Origin of the sequence: Alterirhizorhabdus solaris (assembly GCF_007785815.1) — a bacterium.
Taxonomy (GTDB): domain Bacteria; phylum Pseudomonadota; class Alphaproteobacteria; order Sphingomonadales; family Sphingomonadaceae; genus Alterirhizorhabdus; species Alterirhizorhabdus solaris.
Genome location: NZ_VNIM01000181.1, coordinates 1 through 3,084 on the forward strand (window position 1 = coordinate 1; position 3,084 = coordinate 3,084).

1 protein-coding gene, 1 tRNA gene and 2 pseudogenes are annotated in these 3,084 nt (G+C 64.0%); 2 read left to right on the top strand and 2 right to left on the bottom strand.

The features are described from left to right. A pseudogene (locus tag FOY91_RS20975) lies at nucleotides 1-126 on the top strand (transposase); the annotation flags it as partial. Here FOY91_RS20975 and FOY91_RS20980 read toward each other — a convergent pair. Continuing rightward, a pseudogene (locus FOY91_RS20980) lies at nucleotides 127-776 on the bottom strand (IS3 family transposase); the annotation flags it as partial. It lies immediately after the preceding pseudogene. Nucleotides 777-1,366: 590 nt separating this feature from the next. Here FOY91_RS20980 and FOY91_RS22910 point away from each other — a divergent pair. After that, nucleotides 1,367-3,001, top strand: a complete 1,635-nt coding sequence (locus FOY91_RS22910) for a recombinase family protein (RefSeq protein WP_420822902.1) — start codon at nucleotides 1,367-1,369, stop codon at nucleotides 2,999-3,001. On the opposite strand, the gene FOY91_RS20995 is transcribed toward FOY91_RS22910, so the two are convergent. Then, nucleotides 2,958-3,034: transfer RNA gene (locus tag FOY91_RS20995), tRNA-Met, on the bottom strand. The genes FOY91_RS22910 and FOY91_RS20995 overlap by 44 nt on opposite strands. Nucleotides 3,035-3,084 lie beyond the last annotated feature (50 nt).

A 3,084-nucleotide genomic window follows, 5' to 3' on the forward strand; every position in this document is an offset into this window, starting at 1 on the left:
ATCGGCCCGATCAATGCGCTGACCATCCTGGCGGAAGCCGGCGATCTGCGCCGGTTCAATCATCATCGTCAATTTCTGAAATTCTGCGGCCTCGATCTCGCAACGTGTCAGTCAGGCACGTTCCGTGTATGCCCAGACATGCCCCGGATACTCCGGTCGCAGCCGGATGCACGAGCCATCGTTTAACTACAGCCGGCCGCGTTTCGATTGTTTCTGAGGCACCTTCAGCCCCTCACGCCGCCAGATGCGCTCCACCCGTTTATGGTTCACCGACCAGCCGGCCGCATGCAGCAGCGCGGTCACCCGACGATAACCGTAGCGCCCATATTGCCCGGCCAGCACGATGATGTCTTCGGTCAGCGCCTGTTCGTCGTCTGCCCCGCACGGCACTTTACGCTGCGTCGACCGGTGCTGCCCGAGCACGCGGCACACCCGCCGCTCAGATACATCCAGCACCTCTTTTACCTGGTCAGTGCAGCGTCGGCGCCGCGCGGGGCTCAGAAGTTTCCCCGGGCAGCCTCCTGCAAGATGAGCTTGTCGAGCGTCAGGTCGGAGATCGCACGGCGCAGCCGCAGGTTCTCCTTTTCCAAATCCTTCATCCGGCGAGCCTGATCTGTCTTCAGGCCACCATATTCCTTGCGCCAGCGGTAGTAGGTCTGCTCGCTGACCGCGATCCGCCGACACGCCTCGGCGGTCGTGCCGACCTGACCCAGCATGATCTCAACCTCACGCAGCTTCCCGATGATCTCCTCGGGCTTGTGCTTCTTTGCAGGCATTCGTCGTCCCTTCCTCGATCCAGACTGTCATAGTCGATGGACCACTCAGAAGGGGGCTGCTCAATCGCTGCCTGGCAGGCAGATGTCCACCAGACATCTTGATCTCCCTGAATGATCAGCGGCTTTAAAATTAGTTCTCGGCAACAGCAGAACGACCAATGAGGCGCAGGGCTGCCGGACCGTTCCTTTGAATGGGAATGGGCGGTTCCGGCAGGAGCGGCCATTCAGGCGCGGGTGTGGAACGGCTTGAATTGGTCGACACCGGCCGCTCGCCTCACTCTCCACTGAATGGCGACGGGAAGGTTGGAGTCGTAGTGACGGGGCGGTTCCCAGTTGGGGAGAATGCCGTCCGAGCCGCCCTCCCCGCTGCACGATCTCGCACTGGAGATTGCGCGCCTGCTGGCGCGTGATCTGGCTCGGCAGCATAATGCAGAGCGCAAGACAGTCGCGACCGACAAGCGGCCATGACCGTGAAGGCGACCTTCATCTCAGGTGTGGAAAGCATGAATGGAGGAAAAGTGATGCGCTGCGCAATCTATGCGCGTTTCTCGACAGACAAGCAGGATGTGCAGTCGATCGAGACGCAGCTGATGATGTGCCGTCAGGAAATCGCCCGAAAGGGCTGGGACGAAGTGGCGTGCTTCACCGACGCGGCGGAGTCGGCGGCGACGCTGCACCGCCCCGGCATGAAGGCGATGCTGGCAGCGGTGGCGGCGGGGGGTATCGACATCGTCTATGCCGATGCCATGGACCGGTTGTCGCGCAGCCAGGCCGATATCGCGATGCTGTTCGAGCGGCTCCGGTTCCGCGGCATCGTGCTGGCGACGCGCAAGGAAGGCCAGGTGACGCCGTTGCACATCGGCATGATGGGCACGATCAACGCTGAGCAGCTGAGCGCCACCAGCGAGAAGACGCGCGATGCGCTGGTCCGCCGCCATGCGATGGGCAGGAACCCGGGCGGCTCTGCCTATGGCTACGAGCAGCGTATCAAGCATGACGGCAATGGCGAACGCATCCGTGGGCTGCAGCAGATCGTGCCCGCCGAGGCGGCGGTGGTGGTGCGGATCTTCGAGGACTACGCTGCCGGCATGTCACCCATCGCCATCACGCGGCGGCTGAACGCCGAGGGCGTACCATCGCCACGCAGCGGCAAGACTAGCGGGCGGCACCCCGGCAAGGCAGCGGCCTGGACGCCGAATACGTTGACCGGTAATGCCGCGCGGGGCACCGGCCTCCTCAACAACCCACTCTATGCCGGCAGGCGCCCCTACGGCAAACAGACCTACCGCAAGAACCCCGACACCGGGAAACGCCAGGCATTCATCAACCCAGAGGAGAAGCGGGCGAATACCATCGAAGTGCCCGAACTGCGCATCGTGTCCGTGGATCTGTGGGAGCGGGTGAAGGCGCGGCAGGCAACGCTGGCACGGGCACCCACATCGCAGGCCCCGGCCCTGCCCTTCTTCGCGCAACAGCGCCCCCGGTATCTGCTGACCGGCAAGATGACCTGCGGCAGTTGCGGCGCGAGCTATGCCAAATCGGGCAAGAGCCGGTTCGGGTGTCAGGGCGCCGCCAAGAAGGGGCCGACCTGGTGCGACAACCGGCTGACGATCCGCCAGGACGACCTCGACGCGCGTGTCCTGGCGGGGTTGTCGACCGAGATGCTGCGCGACGATGTCGTCGTGGCATTCCTGGCCGAGTATGAAGCGGAGATGCAGCGGCTGGTGGCCGAGACGGTCAGCACCCGCCCCGAGCGTGAGGTCGAGCTGGCAAACCTCGACCGTCAGATCGGCCTCGCCAAGGCGGCCATCCTGAAGGGCGTCGATGCGGCGATGTTCGTCGAGGAGATGAAGGTCTGGACCGAGCGGCGGCAGGTCTTGCTCGCCGAACAGGATGCCGCGCAGGCCGCATCCACGGAGTCCGAACTGCTGCACCCCGACCTTGGCCGCGTGTATCGCGAGAAGGTCGGACAGCTCACCGCGGCGTTCGGGGACGAGGCGCTGAAGGCGCAGGCGTTCGAACGGCTGCGCGCGCTCATCGAGACGGTGGTGCTGACGCCGGAGGATGGCGAGCTGGCCATCATCCTGCGCGGCGAGTTGGCATCGATGCTGGAGCTGACTGCCTCGGTCGCCATGCAAAACGCCCCCTCGGCTGTTGCCGAGGGGGCATTGCAAGTGAAGATGGTTGCGGGGACAGGATTTGAACCTGTGACCTTCAGGTTATGAGCCTGACGAGCTACCGGGCTGCTCCACCCCGCGCCGAGGTTATGACCGGGATATTTCCGGTGTGAGGTATGTGAACGGGTTCT

Excerpts from the sequence above, each read along its gene's own strand:
- FOY91_RS22910 (WP_420822902.1), top strand. The coding sequence starts at position 1,367 with ATGATGTGCCGTCAGGAAATCGCCCGAAAGGGCTGGGACGAAGTGGCG.